Here is a 14,074-nt window from a genome sequence, read left to right as displayed (position 1 = left end):
GCAACGCAGCCCCGGCAATACTGGCTGCGAAGCTGAAAACCTGGGGCCGCTGCGCGCCCCATCGCGAGCAACGCTCGCTCCTGCGATGTTGAGCAAGAGGCTACGAAATTCCCGTTACACCGAACCCGAAGAACAAGACCAACGAGGTGTCGACATGCGTCAACTGCAAGCCCTGATCCCCACCACGTTCGCCCTGCTGTTCGGCGCCGCCGCCCAGGCCACGCCGACCGTCAGCGTCTACAACTGGACCGACTACATCGGCGACACGACCCTGGCCGACTTCCAGGCCAGCAGCGGTATCAAGGTCGTCTATGACGTGTTCGACTCCAACGAAACCCTGGAGGGCAAGCTGCTGGCCGGGCGCACCGGCTACGATGTGGTGGTGCCCTCCAACCACTTCCTCGCCCGCCAGGCCCAGGCCGGCGCGTTCCTGCCCCTGGATCGCAGCAAGCTGCCGAACTGGCAGCACCTGGACCCGAAACTGCTCAAGCAGCTCGAACAGAACGACCCCGGCAACCAGTACGCCGTGCCCTACCTGTGGGGTACCAACGGCATCGGCTACAACGTCGACAAGGTCAAGGCGGCGCTGGGCATCGACCATATCGATTCCTGGGCGACGCTGTTCGAACCGGAAAACCTGAAGAAGCTCAAGCAATGCGGCGTGGCCTTCATGGACTCGCCAGACGAACTGTTCCCGGCCATGCTCGACTACCTGGGCATGGACCCGCGCAGCGAAAAGCCGGCTGACTATGCCAAGGCCGAAGCGCGCCTGCTCGAACTGCGCCCCTATATCACCTACTTCCACTCCTCCAAGTACGTCTCGGACCTGGCCAATGGCGACATCTGCGTGGCCTTCGGCTATTCCGGCGACGTGTTCCAGGCTGCCAACCGCGCGGTGGAAGCGAAAAACGGTGTGAAGATCGCCTACAGCATTCCCAAGGAAGGCAGCAACCTGTGGTTCGACCTGCTGGCCATCCCCAAGGACGCCCAGAACCCTGAACAGGCCCTGGCCTTCATCAACTACCTGCTCGACCCGAAGGTGATCGCCCAGGTCAGCGCCACGGTCGGCTACGCCAACGCCAACCCGGATGCCAAGGCCTACATGGATGCCGCACTGGTCGACAACGCTGAAATCTACCCACCCCAGGACGTACTCGACAAGCTCTACATCTCCAGCACCCCGAGCCCCAAGATCATGCGGGTCATGACCCGCTCCTGGAGCAAGATCAAGTCCAACCGCTGAGCCGAGACCGCGCCATGCCTTTCGACACCCAACACACCGCCTCGTACTACGCCGCCACGGCGCGCCACGCGGCGCCCTATCCAAGCCTCGATGGCGAACTGACCGCCGATGTGTGCGTGGTCGGCGGCGGCCTGACCGGGGTGAACACGGCCCTGGAACTGGCCGAACGCGGCCTGTCGGTGGTCCTGCTGGAAGGCCGACGCATCGGCTGGGGCGCCAGCGGGCGCAATGGCGGCCAGCTGATCCGCGGCATCGGCCATGACGTCAGCGGCTTTGCCCGCTACGTCGGCCAGGATGGCGTGCGCTACCTCAAGCAGGCCGGCATCGAGTCGGTGGCCCTGGTGGCGCGTCGCATCGAGCAATACGCCATCGCCTGCGACTTGCGCTGGGGTTTCTGCGAACTGGCCAACACCCCTGCGCAGTTCGCCGCCTTCAAGGGCGAGCAGGAAGAGCTGGCCACACTGGGTTACCGCCACGAAACGCGCCTCATCGCCCCCGAGCAGATGCATGAAATCGTCGCCAGCGACCAGTATGCCGGCGGCCTGGTGGACATGGGCTCGGGCCACCTGCATCCACTCGACCTGGTCCAGGGCGAAGCCCGCGTCGCCCATGGCCTGGGCGTGCGTATCTGCGAGCAGAGCCCAGTGTTGGGCATCGAGCACGGCAGCACGGTGACCGTGCACACCGCCCGCGGCAAGGTGCGTGCGCAAAGCCTGGTGCTCGGCTGCAATGCCCACCTGGACGGACTGGAGCCGCGCCTGAGCGGCAAGGTGCTGCCCGCCGGCAGCTACGTGGTGGCGACCGAACCGCTGCCCGAAGCCCTCGCACGTCAGTTGATCCCACAGAACATGGCCATGTGCGACCAGAAGGTCGGCCTGGACTACTACCGCCTCACCGCCGACCGCCGCCTGCTGTTCGGTGGCGCCTGCCATTACTCGGGGCGCGACCCCAAGGACATCGGCGCCTACATGCGGCCAAAGGTGCTCAAGGTGTTCCCGCAGCTGGCCGAAGTGCGCATCGACTACCAGTGGGGCGGCATGATCGGCATCACCGCCAACCGCTTCCCCCAGGTCGGGCGGCTGAGCCAGCATACGAACGTCTTTTACGCCCAGGGCTATTCGGGGCATGGCCTGAACGTCACCCACTGGACCGCCAGGCTGCTCGCCGAAGGCATCGCACTGGGCCACAGCCGAGGGTTGGACGTGTTCAGTGCGGTGCCGCACCTGACGTTCCCAGGCGGCAAGGCGTTGCGATCGCCGCTGCTGGCGCTGGGAATGCTGTGGCATCGGTTGAAGGAGGTGCTGGGCTGACCGAAGCTTGCGCCGCGCTCGCCGCAGCGCACGGCGCCGGCAACGAGGCCATTCAAATAAAGAACTTTAAATATATACACTAAACATATGATTTATAAATAAAGTACCCGAAATCCTAGAAAAGACATCAAGAGCTTAAAGAATTGCCTGCAAACCCTTGATTGAAATCACATTTAGCAGCTTCATTGCCATCGCGCGAAGTCCCTGCGTCTCAGCACCTTCATGAATGGTCTCCTTACCATGCCCGTTACGGGCATGGTTTTCCAAGGTTGACCACTGGGATCTAGCCGGCGCATTCCCGCATCCATTTAGGAAACCTGAGTTCCTCAGCGGCCACTGGCCAAGTGCCTAGCACCTGCTAGCGTTGTTCTGGCCGCCTCATCATGGAAGCATCACCATCATGAAATCATTGCCTCGCATCACCCTGTTGTGCGCTGCTTTGCTTGCCGTGGCTGCCTGCTCCAGCAACAGCGTGGCCCCCAAGGACTACTCGGGGTTTCTCAAGGACTACAGCCGGCTGCAGCCGGCCAAGAGCCCGTCCGGCGCAGCGGTGATGCGCTGGGTCGACCCCAAGGTCAACCCCAACCAGTACACGCAGGTGTTCATCGAACCCAGCCAGTTCTATCCCAAGCCGCAACCGACGCCGGTGATTTCGGCGCAGACGCTGCAGGAGATCACCCGCTACTTCAATGAAGCCCTGCGCCGTGAACTGGGCAGCGTGCTGACCCTGGCCAAGGCACCTGGCCCTGGCGTCATCGTCGTTCGCCCGGCGATCACCGCGGTGTCCACCCGCAATGAAGGGCTCAAGCCCTACGAGGTGATCCCCATCGCGCTGATTTCCGCTGGCGTCAACACCGCCATGGGCGGGCGCGACCAGGAAGTGGATGTCGGCGTGGAGGCGGCCTTCCTTGACGGCGCCAGTCAGCAGGTGCTGGCCCAAGTGGTACGCAAGGGTGCCGGCAAGGCGCTGGAGAACGACCAGCAGAAACTGACCCTGGACGACGTCAAGCCGGTACTCGATGGCTGGGCCAAGGACATGCGTACCAGCTTCGCAGCCCTCAAGAACAAGCCCCGGTAAACGCCGGATCCGCCACTCGTCGGAGATAATGCAAAAACGCCATCACTGCCCGGCCGCCCTGCTTTACTCAATCGGGCTGCCAGGCAGGTGGCACCGCAGACCAGGGATGGCTGCACAAGCAGGCTGCCAACAGCCGCTCGCTCCGGGCATGTCGACACCCCCGCCCGATTCCCTCTTCTTCCCGCCTTCGCCGCCCGCCATCGCAGCTGTGTATCGGTTTCTCATTCATCGAATGCAATGGAGGCAATCATGTCTGATTCACTGCTCGCACCTCTGGTAGGACTGTTCCCGGTGTCCTACCTGATCGGCAACAACCAGCCCGGCGCCCAGCGCCTGCAACTGGACCTGCTGGTGTTCACCCCGGACCGCACCGTCAACGGTGCGGCCCAGCTCTCCCAGACCACCAACCCGCCGCTGGACCTGCACCTCGATGTCTGGGGCAGCTACAGCTACCTGACGGTCCTGCCGCCGAGCCAGGGCAAGATCCTGGTCACCGTGCAGGGCAACCAGGGCGGGCCGCATGCCAATTCGCCGGTGCAGTTCAAGTTCCGCGCACTGCTCGACCAGAACTGGCAACACGGCGTGGCCGATTACGAGTACTACAACGGGCAACGCTGGGTAAGTGTGGACAATGTGCCCGTCACCCTGGAAACACAGCGCATCCAGCAACTGGCCAACGTCGACCTGCAGACCGAGCTGCACAACGCCACCCTGGAAGCGGTTATCGCCAACGGTGACCCTGCGCAGCTCAAGCAGCTGGCCAATGGCGGCCTGGACCAGGCCATCGCATCGACCAAGAGCCCGGCCGCCAAGGCCGCCAAGAAAGCGTGAGCGGCAAGGAGAACAACATGGCCATCGGACTGTTTCATACCCGCCTGAACGTCAGCAACGGTTTGCTCGGCGCCCCGACCCTGACCCTGGACCTGCTGGTCAACACCGTGAGCAAACGGGTGTCCGGCAAGGCACGCGCCTCACAGGCCACCCATCCGCTGCAGATCTTCCACGCCAATGTCTGGGGTGACTACAGCGAACTGCAGTTCTCACCCGCCGGCGCGCCGTCGATCGTCCTCAGCCTGGACGGCAGCCCCAGCGGCCCGCTCAGCCAGATCGCGCAGACCTTCCACCTGCACGGCCTGCTGGAAGCCGACTGGAGCAATGGCTCGGCCAGCTACCGCTACTTCAGCAACGGCCACTGGATCGACCAGCACGGTCGCGTGCGCAAGGCGCCCGATGTCACCCATCAGGACCGGCCGCAGATTGCGCAACGCCTGAAAGCCGCGATCAGTCAACTGCACGGCGAGTAACCCGGCAACGCTCGCCGGCAAGCCCGCTTGCCGGCGAACCGCCGTTCAACACTCGACGAACGCAACCGCCAGGCCGCCGCGCGACGTTTCCTTGTAGTTGGCGTGCATGTCGGCCCCGGTATCGCGCATGGTGCGGATCACCCGGTCGAGCGAGATGAAATGCTCGCCATCACCGCGCAAGGCCATCTGCACGGCATTGATCGCCTTCACCGCGGCAATCGCATTGCGCTCGATGCAAGGCACCTGGACCAAGCCCCCGACCGGATCGCAGGTCAACCCGAGGTTGTGTTCCAGGGCAATCTCTGCCGCGTTCTCAAGCTGCGGCGCAGTCGCACCCAGCACTTCGGCAAGGCCCGCTGCGGCCATGGAACAGGCCGAACCGACCTCGCCCTGGCAACCGACTTCGGCACCGGAGATCGACGCGTTCTTCTTGCACAGGATGCCGACCGCGGCAGCCGCCAGCAGGAAGGCCACCACATCGTCGTCGCAAGCGTCAGCGTTGAACTTCATGTAGTAGTGGAGCACCGCCGGGATGATCCCCGCCGCCCCGTTGGTAGGCGCGGTGACCATGCGCCCGCCGGCGGCGTTCTCCTCGTTGACCGCCAGCGCGAACAGGTTGACCCACTCCATGGCGCTCAAGGTCGAACCGATGACGTTGGGCTTGCCGACCTCGAGCAGGCTGCGATGCAGGCGCGCGGCACGGCGCTTGACGTTGAGCCCGCCCGGGAGGACGCCTTCGTTGCGCAAGCCATTGTCGACGCAGTCACGCATGGCCGCCCAGATCCGCAGCAAGCCTTCGCGCACTTCGGCTTCCGGGCGCCAGGCGCGCTCGTTGGCCATCATCAGCTGGGCCACGCTCAGCCCGTTGGCCTTGCACAGGGCCAACAGTTCGGCGCCGCTGGAAAACTCGAACGGCAGGCTGACGGCGTTCGCCTCGGCCTCGGGCGCATCGATCTCGGCCTGCTCGACGATGAAGCCGCCGCCGACGGAATAGTAGGTCTGGTTGAACAGGCTGCCCTGCCCGTCCATGGCTTCCAGGCACATGGCATTGGGGTGATAGGCCAGGCTTTCGTCCAGCAGCCGCATGTCGCGGGCGTAGTGGAAATCCAGCGGCTGGCTGCCGTCGAGCATCAGGCAGCGCTCTTCCAGCACCTGGCGAATGCGCGGCTCGATGGTGGCTGGGTCGATGCGGTCTGGCCACTGGCCCATCAGCCCGAGCAGGCAGGCGCGGTCGGTGGCGTGGCCCACGCCGGTGGCCGACAGCGAGCCGTACAGACGTACCTCGACACGCCTCGTCCGGGCCAGCAGGCCACGCTCACGCAGGGCCTGGGCAAAGGTCGCCGCGGCGCGCATCGGGCCTACGGTATGGGAGCTGGAGGGGCCGATGCCAATCTTGAAAAGGTCGAAAACACTGATAGCCATGCTAATGCCTGAGCGCATCAGCCGCTGAAGCGGCTGCACGCAGATCTGGATAAATTGAACGGGACTGCTGATTTGAGCGATACTGCCGCGCTGGTTGGCAGATGACCAACGAAACTTCCTAAGCCAGGCTTTAGCGGTGCTAAACGATGCGACGACAACTCAATGGCCAGATGTTCGTCTGGTTGCATGTATTCGCCTGTGCGGCGCGGCACCTGTCGTTCACCCGCTGCGCGGAAGAACTGCACATCACCCCGGGCGCGGTCAGCCAACAGATGCGCCAGCTCGAAGAGCGCCTGGGCTACAAGCTGTTCCTGCGCAAGGCACGCGGCGTCGAGCTCAGCGCCGAAGGCCAGCGCCTGGCGCAGACGGTGGCGGAAGCCTACGGCAGCATCGAGGCCGAGCTTGTGCGCCTGGATGCCGGCGAAATCCGCGGCACGCTGCGCCTGCGTTCGATCCCCTCGTTCCTGGCCAAATGGTTGACGCCGCGGCTGCCGCGCTTTCAGCAACGCTACCCGGACATCGAACTGCGCCTGGTGGCCGAAGACAGTGCCCAGGCCTTGCACCTGGGCGATTTCGACCTGGCCATCGACCTCAATGACGGCAGCTACCCCGGCATGCTCTCCACCCCGCTGCTGGACGAACAGATCTTCCCGGTGTGCTCACCGGCCCTGCTGCGCGGCCGGCCGCCCCTGCACGGGCCGGCCGACCTGCAGCATTACCCGTTGTTGCACGACATCACCGCCTGGCGCGGCAGTTCGGAGTACGCCGAGTGGGAGTTCTACCTGGAGGGCATCGGTGCAGGTGGGCTGGATGTGCGCCGCGGGCACACCTTCAACCGCAACCATCTGACCATCGAGGCGGCGATTGCCGGCATCGGCGTGGCCATCGCCCGGCGTACCCTGCTCAATGACGAACTGGAGCGTGGCGCATTGATCGTGCCGTTCGGCGTGCCGATCGCCAACCACAAGCGCTATGTGGTGCATTACCCGCCAGGGGGGCTGAGCCAACCCGGTGCCCGGGCCGTGCACGACTGGCTGGTGGAGGAAGCGCAGGTGTTCCGCGAGCTGCATCCGCTGGTGGCGGAACCGCCTCAGTAAGCCTGCTTGCCGGTAAACGCGTTGAGCGTGCGCACCAGGATCACGAAGTCGAGCCACAGCGACCAGTTGTTGATGTACTCGATGTCCGAGTCGACCCGCTGGATCATCTGCGCAACCGTCTTGGTCTCGCCCCTGAAGCCCCGCACCTGGGCCAGGCCGGTCATGCCGGGCTTGATGTTGTGGCGGGCGAAGTAGTCGACGATGTCCTGGGAGTACAGCGAGTCGTGTTGCAACGCGTGCGGCCGCGGCCCGACCAGGGACATCTCGCCGGTCAGCACATTGAACAGCTGCGGCAGCTCGTCCAGGCTGGTGCGGCGAATGAAAGCCCCTACCCGGGTCAGGCGCGGGTCGTTCTTCTCGGCCTGCTTGACCACGCCGCCCTGGGGCTGGTGAACGCGCATGCTTCTGAACTTCCAGATACGGAACGACTCGCCGGTCCAGCCGGTACGTTCCTGACGGAAGAACACCGGGCCCGGGCTGTCGAGCTTGATGGCCAGGGCAACGGCCAGCAACACCGGCGAGGCACACAACACGATGAGCCCGGCCAGCACGCGATCCTCGAGGTTCTTGAGGAACAGGCTCATGCCGGTCAACGGGGTTTCCGACAGGGTCAGCACGGGGATACCGGCGATTTCGCGGACACTGTGGTTGATCAGGCGCAGCGAGAAGATGTCCGGCACCCAGTTGACTGCGATGCACTTGTCGAGCAGCTTCAGGTAGACCTCGTTGATCACTTCCGAGCCGCCCAACGGTGTCACCAGGTACACCGTGCGAATGGCATGCTGGGTGACGAATTCATCCAGCTTCGATATATGCCCCAACAGCTTGAGTCCGGGTTTGTCAGCGGCACTTTGCGCATCCGACTCGGCAACTTCATCGAGGCTGACGCAGCCTACGATTCTTTCGCCGAACCAAGGGTTGTTGCTGATTTTCTGATAAAGGAAGTTGGCCAGGTCGCCCTCGCCGATGATCAAGGCATTGTCCAGCCGGGCATGTGCGGTGAACCGCTTCTGCACTTCGCGCACGGCAATGTGCAGGAACAACTGGGCGATGTAGCCGAACACGAACAGCAGCCCCACCACCATCCGCGAATAGGTTTCGCTCTGCTTGGTGAGAAAGGCCAGCACCACCAGGAAGCAGAACGTCGCCGACCAGGCCTTGAACAGGCGGAACGCCTTGATCGACAGCCCGACGTTGGTCCGGTAGATGGCGTAATGGTCGTAGATCACGGCCAGTGCGCCGATCAGCAACAACAGCATGATGACGTAATCGGAGGTGATGTAGCCGATCTGGTCGTAGATCAGGTACCAGGCGACCCCGGTCACCGCGATACCGTCGAGACCGGCCTGGATGGCGTTGCTGACACTGCTTCTGCGCTGAAGCAAGGAACGGCTGCTTCTCGGTTCGAACACCATTGTCAGGCCTCATAAAAGTTGGCGCAGCACCTGTTTTTTCACTCAACCCAAACGATCAGCTCACACTTTTTTTACATTATTCCTAATATTTCCAGGGCCTTATCAACCCCCGGCAACATTGTTATGACTGTAGCAGCCATGGGCCATCGTCGTGGGGCAAATTGGTATCAGCGTGATTTCTGCCGGCGCTGCTGCGACGTATCGATGGCGCCTGCAGGCATTGCCCTGCTGAATCGCCAGGTGCGCAGCAGAAACAGCGGGTTGCCGATGACATAGCGCATGAACAAGCGCCTGGGCTCCATCAGCAACCGGTACACCCACTCTGCCCCCAGCCGCCGCAACCAGCTGGGTGCCCGATTCACCTTGCCACCGATGAAGTCCAGGACTGCCCCGCCGCAGACGATCAGGCATGGCCCCGCGCTGGCCGCCAGGCGGGCGGCGACCGCCTCCTGCTTGGGCATGCCCATGCCCAGCACGATCAGTTCCGGCTGCAGCGTCTGTGCCAGCGTCAGGTAACGCTCGACATCGGCAAAGCCGTCGTGGGTCGAAATGGGCGTGACGCCATACAGCGCCTGGCAGCGCCTGGCCGCCTCGCCCAGGGCCGGCTCACGCGTGCCCCAGAACGCTACGCGTCGGCCCTGGTAGGCATCGAGCAGTTTGGGGATGAAGTCGGTGCCATTGAGGTTCAGGCCAGGCTCCAGCCCCAGCCGCCGGCACAGGATTGCCACGCCCGAACCGTCGCGCAGCAGCAGGTCGGCGCTGGCCAGGGTCTGGCTGAAAGCGGCATTGCCCGTTGCCATGTTGAAGGCGTGGGCGTTGACGAACGCCAGCACCGTCGCGCGCTCAGGCGCGCAGAGCGTGGCCAGCAGGCGGCGCTCCTGCTCCTTGTCGACAACCACCTGCAAGTTGTCGATCACGCTGCGCCAGCGTGATTGCCAGGCCGGTGCGCCCATCAGTCGCCCTCCCGCCTGGAGCGTACCCACTCCACCTGGCGCCGGATCAGGAAGCCCAGGTACAGGGGAATTTTCCTGGCGGCGTAGAACGGTGCGTAGATCAGTACCGAGAACGGGATCACCTCGCGGGAGAATCGCCCCCAGGCCAGCACCACTGCCGTCAACAGCAGGCTCAGGGCAACGCTGGAAAGCGCCGCCGGCAACCATACGCCCAGCCACAACCCAGCCAACCAGGACAGCGTGAACGTGGCCGCCAGCACCAGGCTCAGCAAGGCCAGGGGCGGCACCAGCAGGTCGAGCGCCATGGCCAGCAACGGCACATTGCCCCGCGCCAGCGCGCTGCACACCAACCTCGGCCCGTCGCTGAGCAGCACGCCCAGGTGCCCGTGCTCCCAGCGGGTGCGCTGGTTGGACAGGCCTTCCTGGCTGAGCGGGAACAGGCTGATCACTTCTGCCTCGGGGCAGAACAACGGGGGCTTGCCCGCGCGGCAGAAGTCCAGCCCCAGCTTGAGGTCCTCGACCAGATGCCCGGTGGCCAGGTTGGCCGTCGCCAGGTCTTCCCAGCGAAACGCCATGCCGGTGCCCATCAGCTGGCAGGGCAAGCCCACTCGCCGCATGCCCCGTGGCCGCACCAGGTTCTTCATGCGCCAGGCAAACTCGGCCACCTGGACTTTCAGCCCGGCGCCGGGAGGCGCGCGCATCAGGTCCAGCGCTTGCACCGGTCGCCCGCTGTCGACACACCCGCGGGCCAGGTAATCGAACGAACCGGCAGTCACCTTGCAGTCGGCGTCGATGATGATCACCACCTGCGGCGGCGATTCGGCCAGCTGCCGCACACCATGGTCCAGCGCGTAGCCTTTGCCGCGCAACTGCGCATGCTGACGTTCCGCCACCTGCGCCCCAGCCGCGCGGGCCAGGGCTGCAGTGTCGTCACTGCAGTTGTCGGCCACCACCAGCACCCGGTCGTCCTCGTGCAGCTGTGCCTGGATGCTGGCCAGTGTCGCGCCGATCACCGCCGCCTCATTGTGCGCCGGCACCAGCACTGCCAGGCGCGGACGCGTCCCGTGCGGGGCCGGCAGCGCGCGCGCAGGCAGGCAGGCGAGCACGACCTGGGTGAACAGCAGCAACACCGGCAACAGCACCAGCAAGGCCAGCACCGATAACAACCCTGTCAACAGCGTGATCATGCGCAGGCCTCGAAATAGCGCGCCAACTTGGCGGCTTCGGTATCGATATCGTGACGTTCCAGCACCCGTTGGCGGGCCGCCTCCCCCATGCGTTGCAGCACCTCGACCGGCTGCGCCAGGCAGTCGGCCATGGCTGTCGCCAGTTCGTCCACCGCGCCTGCCGGGAACAGCCAGCCGTTGTCGCCCGGGCGCACCAGCTCGGGAATGCCCGCCACGTAGGTGGTCAACACCGGGCGGCGCAGGGCCATGGCTTCCATGATCACCACCGGCAAGCCTTCGGCAAAGCTCGGCAACACCAGCGCTCGCGCCGCGAGGATCTCTTCGCGCACCTGGGCGCTGCTGATCCAGCCGCTGATGCGCACCTGGGCCTGCAAGCCATGGCGCGCGATCAACGCCTCGATCTGCGGGCGCATCTCACCATCGCCGGCCAGCACCAGCTCGAACGGTATGGCTTGCGCGGCCAGCTTGCGTGCGGCCTCGAGCAGCAACAGCTGGCCCTTCTGCTCGCACAGCCGCCCCACGCACACCAGGCGCGGCGCCGCAGGGATGGCAGCGGCCGGAACATCGTGGAAGCTGCGCTCCAGGCCACAATGCACGACCCTGACCTTGGCCCAGTGCTCATGGGCCACCCAGCGATACAGCTGGCTACGCCCATAGGAGCTGACCGCCGCCACGAACGCCGCCCGCCGCACCTTCTCGCCCACTTGCAGGAACTGTGGCTTGTCGAACTCCTCCGGGCCGTGCACGGTGAAGCTGAACGCCGGCCCACCCAGGGCGTTGGCCAGCATCACCACCTCGGTCGAGTTGGTGCCGAAGTGGGCATGCACGTGCTCGGCGCCAGAGGCCTGCAACCACTGCACCACCTGGCAGGCCTCGGCCAGGTAGACCAGGTGGTACGGCAGTGGGCGGTCGGCGCGCAGGCCCATGCGCGCGGCCAGCCACAGGGTCGCGAGAAAGCGCCGTGGCTGGGCGCACAGCACCTGCCACAGCGGTTTGAGCAGACCCTTGACCCCCGCCTGCAGCACGTACTGGGTCTTGTCGCGTTCGGCGAGGTCTTCGCTGTCCTGCAACTCGCCATCCCAGCCCCGCAGGGCTATGCGTTGCACCACCATGCCCTGGCGCTCCAGGGCGAGAATCTCCCGGCGGATGAAGCTGTGGCTGACTTTCGGATACTGATTGATGAAATAGGCAATGCGCATTGGATATCCAGATCAAAACCCGCGTGAATCAAGCATCGATGCGTTCACCCGCGACGGCGGCGAGCCCTCGTCGACACCTGGCCTTAGCACCTCTTCATAAAAGCCCAGCAACTCCAGGGCCTGGTCACTGCACAAGGTAATGCCTTGCTTGAAGCTGTTGCGGTGCTGCTGGTAACGCGCCGGATGTTCGAGAATTTCGACCACCGCCTCGCGCAGGTACTTTTCATCCGAACTCAAGGGGATCAGCGTGCCGTTCACCCCGTCGACGATATCCTCGACCACCCCGCCGGCATGGGTGCTGATCACCCAGACATCGCGCACCAGGGCCTCACGCACGGCCAGGCCGAAGGTTTCCTTGGATTGCGTGGGAAACAGCAGCACGTCGATGCCGGCGAAGAATTCATCGATGTTCGCCTGGGTGTACCCGGGCACGATGCTGACCGCGCCCGGGACCTTCAGGCTGTGCCGGTTGAACGAGCGAAAGCCCAGGTGCAAGAGGTTGTCGACCACCTTCAGCTCGTAATCCGAACGGCTCAAGGATGCGAATGCACGGGCGATGACATCGATGCCCTTGATGCTGGCATTGCCACCGACGAAACCGAAGCGGATGGCTTTGCCGGGTTGCCGGCGGTAGTCGCCCCCCGGCGGCAGGATGCCGTTGCGGTTGACTCGAATCCTCGCCGGGTCGAAGCCATTGGCGATGTACAGGTTGCGGCAGAACGCACTGGGCGCCAGCAACAGGTTCGCCCTGTGCAAGGTGCCGGTCAGCAGCGCCTGGCGGTAGTCGTTGAGTGCCGGGTCATCCACGCATTGGTTGCATACCTGCAGGTCGACGGTGGTCTGGCCGCAGTACTGACTGTGCCGGTCGATCATGAACTGTCGCCCGCAGATCCACCAGGTGTCATGCAGCGTCACCACGAAGGGGATTCGCGCTTGCAGGCAACGCTCGGCCACCTGCACGCCCAGCCCCTGGATCGAATGCAGGTGCACCAGGTCCGGGGCAACGCGCGCCAGTACGGCATCGAAGACAGCCAGGGTCGCCGGGTTGTCGAAGTCCTCCAGCGCCGAACGATGATCCGGCAGCCCCATGCCCAGCACCACGGCGCCATGCGCCTCGTAGCGGTACAAGCGGTAGGGTTCGACATCGTATTGCGGCAAGGTGGTCAGGATGAACTGCTGGAACGCAGACGCGGCCACCACCAGCCGTGCCATCTGCTCGGCAACCACGGTCGCGCCGCCGAAGCTGCGTGGCGCGAAGAAGATGTTGGCCGCCAGCACCCGCCGCGAACGCTCGCCGCCCAGGGCCGGGAACACGTGGGCGAGCTGTTCGCGGCCGTGCTCATCGGCATCCGCTTGATTATCCAGCACGGCGACATGCCGGGCGCCCAGGTCGCTCATCGCCATGGCCAGGCTGGGCGTTGATGCCAGCGCGCGATCACAGGACAACAGCGCCAGCTGAAACTGCGCCACGGCGACCATCACCGCCAGTACCTCGTCGTCGTTCAGACCGACCATGTCGTCGCGCTGCCGATAGGAAGGCGGGTCGAAGATCGGCTCATCGCTGTCCCAGAACGACGTCACCTTCAGCCGCCTGGCCTCCTCGATCAACTGGACCACCCTGGCCACCCCTGGCACGCGGTGCAGGACCACGCTGCCGCAGATCTGCAAGGCACTGAGGCAGGCGCCGTGCTCGCGCCAGTCGAGCACCTGGCAGGCATGACCTTGCGTGCCGAGCATGTGTTGCAGGCTGGCCAGGCGCCCGCTCAACGGCTGCGTCGGGTCGAACTCGCCGATCAGCAGGACCTCGCGCGGGAACAGCTCGCTGGCCGGCACCCCGGGATCGGCCAGGGGCAGACTCTTGCGCTT

At 64.7% G+C, this 14,074-nt stretch carries 12 protein-coding genes; 6 read left to right on the top strand and 6 right to left on the bottom strand.

Features of this window, described 5'->3' with window-relative positions; translation table 11 throughout:
* Nucleotides 1–154 precede the first annotated feature (154 nt).
* The 5 genes from ACIP21_RS28065 (at nucleotide 155) to ACIP21_RS28045 (ending at nucleotide 4,935) form a co-directional block, all read left to right on the top strand.
* Complete coding sequence (locus ACIP21_RS28065; RefSeq protein WP_400694774.1) at nucleotides 155–1,243, top strand: polyamine ABC transporter substrate-binding protein; 1,089 nt, start codon at nucleotides 155–157, stop codon at nucleotides 1,241–1,243.
* 14 nt (nucleotides 1,244–1,257) lie between these two features.
* The gene (locus tag ACIP21_RS28060; protein WP_400694772.1) at nucleotides 1,258–2,553 is read left to right on the top strand and encodes an NAD(P)/FAD-dependent oxidoreductase; all 1,296 of its coding nucleotides are present in this window, start codon (nucleotides 1,258–1,260) and stop codon (nucleotides 2,551–2,553) included.
* Nucleotides 2,554–2,953: 400 nt separating this feature from the next.
* Nucleotides 2,954–3,631: a DUF3313 domain-containing protein gene (locus ACIP21_RS28055; protein ID WP_400694770.1), complete on the top strand. Its 678-nt coding sequence runs from the start codon at nucleotides 2,954–2,956 to the stop codon at nucleotides 3,629–3,631.
* Nucleotides 3,632–3,880: 249 nt separating this feature from the next.
* Entirely contained in the window at nucleotides 3,881–4,462 is a 582-nt protein-coding gene (locus ACIP21_RS28050; protein WP_400694768.1) for a DUF1842 domain-containing protein, read from the top strand.
* Nucleotides 4,463–4,479: 17 nt separating this feature from the next.
* Nucleotides 4,480–4,935, top strand: coding sequence for a DUF1842 domain-containing protein (locus tag ACIP21_RS28045; RefSeq protein ID WP_400694767.1), 456 nt, complete (start codon nucleotides 4,480–4,482; stop codon nucleotides 4,933–4,935).
* Nucleotides 4,936–4,980: 45 nt separating this feature from the next.
* Here ACIP21_RS28045 and ACIP21_RS28040 read toward each other — a convergent pair whose 3' ends face one another.
* A complete protein-coding gene (locus tag ACIP21_RS28040) occupies nucleotides 4,981–6,357 on the bottom strand; it encodes an L-serine ammonia-lyase (protein WP_400694766.1) in 1,377 nt (458 codons plus the stop codon).
* 146 nt (nucleotides 6,358–6,503) lie between these two features.
* Between ACIP21_RS28040 and ACIP21_RS28035 the strand changes: the two genes are divergently transcribed.
* Nucleotides 6,504–7,454, top strand: coding sequence for a LysR substrate-binding domain-containing protein (locus ACIP21_RS28035; protein ID WP_400694764.1), 951 nt, complete (start codon nucleotides 6,504–6,506; stop codon nucleotides 7,452–7,454).
* Here the strand turns inward: ACIP21_RS28035 and ACIP21_RS28030 are convergent.
* The 5 genes from ACIP21_RS28030 to ACIP21_RS28010 form a co-directional block, all read right to left on the bottom strand.
* The gene (locus ACIP21_RS28030; protein WP_400694763.1) at nucleotides 7,448–8,869 is read right to left on the bottom strand and encodes an undecaprenyl-phosphate glucose phosphotransferase; all 1,422 of its coding nucleotides are present in this window, start codon (nucleotides 8,867–8,869) and stop codon (nucleotides 7,448–7,450) included. The genes ACIP21_RS28035 and ACIP21_RS28030 overlap by 7 nt on opposite strands.
* 167 nt (nucleotides 8,870–9,036) lie before the next feature.
* A complete protein-coding gene (locus tag ACIP21_RS28025) occupies nucleotides 9,037–9,822 on the bottom strand; it encodes a WecB/TagA/CpsF family glycosyltransferase (RefSeq protein ID WP_400694761.1) in 786 nt (261 codons plus the stop codon).
* On the bottom strand, nucleotides 9,822–11,009 hold the full coding sequence (locus ACIP21_RS28020; protein WP_400694760.1) for a glycosyltransferase family 2 protein: 1,188 nt from the start codon (nucleotides 11,007–11,009) through the stop codon (nucleotides 9,822–9,824). Before ACIP21_RS28020 ends, ACIP21_RS28025 begins: the two co-directional genes overlap by 1 nt.
* Nucleotides 11,006–12,208 (bottom strand): glycosyltransferase family 4 protein, encoded by a 1,203-nt coding sequence (locus ACIP21_RS28015; RefSeq protein WP_400694758.1) that lies wholly within the window; start codon nucleotides 12,206–12,208, stop codon nucleotides 11,006–11,008. Before ACIP21_RS28015 ends, ACIP21_RS28020 begins: the two co-directional genes overlap by 4 nt.
* A 12-nt stretch (nucleotides 12,209–12,220) precedes the next feature.
* On the bottom strand, nucleotides 12,221–13,606 hold the full coding sequence (locus ACIP21_RS28010; protein ID WP_400694791.1) for a glycosyltransferase family 4 protein: 1,386 nt from the start codon (nucleotides 13,604–13,606) through the stop codon (nucleotides 12,221–12,223).
* Nucleotides 13,607–14,074: the final 468 nt, after the last annotated feature.

The sequence above is a fragment of the Pseudomonas sp. NPDC089401 genome, assembly GCF_044749485.1.
In the GTDB taxonomy this organism is placed as follows: Bacteria; Pseudomonadota; Gammaproteobacteria; order Pseudomonadales; family Pseudomonadaceae; genus Aquipseudomonas.
This window is presented reverse-complemented; position numbering and strand designations above follow the sequence as displayed.

Bases quoted from the DNA above. Each gene is read 5' to 3' on its own strand.
- ACIP21_RS28065 (WP_400694774.1), top strand. From the start codon at position 155: ATGCGTCAACTGCAAGCCCTGATCCCCACCACGTTCGCCCTGCTGTTC.
- ACIP21_RS28060 (WP_400694772.1), top strand. From the start codon at position 1,258: ATGCCTTTCGACACCCAACACACCGCCTCGTACTACGCCGCCACGGCG.
- ACIP21_RS28055 (WP_400694770.1), top strand. From the start codon at position 2,954: ATGAAATCATTGCCTCGCATCACCCTGTTGTGCGCTGCTTTGCTTGCC.
- ACIP21_RS28050 (WP_400694768.1), top strand. From the start codon at position 3,881: ATGTCTGATTCACTGCTCGCACCTCTGGTAGGACTGTTCCCGGTGTCC.
- ACIP21_RS28045 (WP_400694767.1), top strand. From the start codon at position 4,480: ATGGCCATCGGACTGTTTCATACCCGCCTGAACGTCAGCAACGGTTTG.
- ACIP21_RS28040 (WP_400694766.1), bottom strand. From the start codon at position 6,357: ATGGCTATCAGTGTTTTCGACCTTTTCAAGATTGGCATCGGCCCCTCC.
- ACIP21_RS28035 (WP_400694764.1), top strand. From the start codon at position 6,504: ATGCGACGACAACTCAATGGCCAGATGTTCGTCTGGTTGCATGTATTC.
- ACIP21_RS28030 (WP_400694763.1), bottom strand. From the start codon at position 8,869: ATGGTGTTCGAACCGAGAAGCAGCCGTTCCTTGCTTCAGCGCAGAAGC.
- ACIP21_RS28025 (WP_400694761.1), bottom strand. From the start codon at position 9,822: ATGGGCGCACCGGCCTGGCAATCACGCTGGCGCAGCGTGATCGACAAC.
- ACIP21_RS28020 (WP_400694760.1), bottom strand. From the start codon at position 11,009: ATGATCACGCTGTTGACAGGGTTGTTATCGGTGCTGGCCTTGCTGGTG.
- ACIP21_RS28015 (WP_400694758.1), bottom strand. From the start codon at position 12,208: ATGCGCATTGCCTATTTCATCAATCAGTATCCGAAAGTCAGCCACAGC.
- ACIP21_RS28010 (WP_400694791.1), bottom strand. From the start codon at position 13,606: ATGAGCGACCTGGGCGCCCGGCATGTCGCCGTGCTGGATAATCAAGCG.